A 1,303-nucleotide genomic window follows, 5' to 3' on the forward strand; every position below is an offset into this window, starting at 1 on the left:
CTGATTAGATAACCGTGTCGGCTCCCGGCCGCCGAGTAAACTTGGAAGCGCTCAAGCAACCGAGGCTCGGAGGAAAGGAGCCGAGCACATGAAGATTGTAGGGTGTGATTTACATACGCGCTACCAACAAGTGGTGATGCTGGACGACGAAACGGGCGAGTTAGTGGAGCGCCGGTTGGAGCACGAAAGTGGCGAGGCGCGAGCGTTCTACTCCGCACTCACTTCGCCGGTACGAGTGGGGATCGAAGCCACTGGGCACACGCGCTGGTTCGAGCGCATGCTGGCCGAGCTGGGGCACGAGCTGTGGATCGGGGATGCGGCGCAGATACGGGCGGCGATGGTGCGCAAACAGAAGACGGATGCGCGCGACGCGGCCCACGTGCTGGAGATGTTGCTGAGCGGACGGTTTCCGCGCATCTGGCGGCCGACGATGGCGGAGCGCGATCTGCGGCAGTTGGTATGGCATCGGCAGAAGCTGGTGTGGATGCGAGTTGCGGTCAGCAACCAGTTACACGCCTTGGCCATGGGCGAAGGGGTGTGCCGAAAGAAGAAGTTGTTCACGAAGAAAGGGCGGGCGGAGTTGGAGAGCCTGGCGCTGGATCCGTGGGCGAGCCGTCGGCGGCAGGAATTGCTGAAAATGCTGGATCAGTTCGAGGCAACGCTGGATGAGTTAGACAGCGCTGTGGCCGAGCAAGCAGAACAGAATCCGGCGGCGGTGCTGCTGATGACGCATCCCGGTGTCGGGCCGGTGACTTCGCTAGCCTTCGTGCTGACGCTGGGTCCGGTGGGACGATTCGAGCGGAGCAAGCAAGTGGTGAGTTACCTGGGGCTGAATCCGCGCGAGCATTCTTCGGGCGGACGGCAACGGTTGGGATCGATCTCGAAGCAAGGCAATCCCATGATGCGCTCGTTGCTGGTGGAAGCCGGCCACTCGGCGGCGCGCCTGGATGGAGAACTCAAACAAGACTATCAGCGGCTGAAACTGCGCCGGGGCAGTGGCGTGGCCAAGGTCGCGATCGCCAGAAAGCTGGCGGTACGAATGTACTGGATGCTGCGCAGCCCGGTCAGTTACGCGCAGCTGGTTCGCATGCAAGGTAGCCCGTGGGCCACCCTGGTGAAGCAGTAAGTCATCGTTGGGCTGATTGGGCGTCTTGCCTCCCTGAAAGAGTCAGGGAGTCTGAACAACGAATCATGGTCGGAAGCGAGTGACCGAATAGATGGTTGGTGGAACCAAGCTTCCACCGCGGGATTCTGAAAGCGGGCCTAGGTCGCATGAGCAAAAGCAAGAGCAACACCAAAACCC

1 protein-coding gene is annotated in these 1,303 nt (G+C 61.2%); it reads left to right on the top strand.

What is annotated here, in order from left to right:
• Positions 1–88 precede the first annotated feature (88 nt).
• Positions 89–1,126 carry an IS110 family transposase gene (locus tag VJR90_03460; protein ID HKV96534.1) on the top strand — a complete coding sequence of 346 codons (1,038 nt, stop codon included), beginning with the start codon at positions 89–91 and terminating at the stop codon, positions 1,124–1,126.
• The last annotated feature ends 177 nt before the right edge of the window (positions 1,127–1,303 follow it).

The organism is Gammaproteobacteria bacterium (assembly GCA_035279405.1).
In the GTDB taxonomy this organism is placed as follows: Bacteria; Pseudomonadota; Gammaproteobacteria; order Natronospirales; family REEB76; genus REEB76.

Bases quoted from the DNA above. Each gene is read 5' to 3' on its own strand.
- VJR90_03460 (HKV96534.1), top strand. From the start codon at position 89: ATGAAGATTGTAGGGTGTGATTTACATACGCGCTACCAACAAGTGGTG.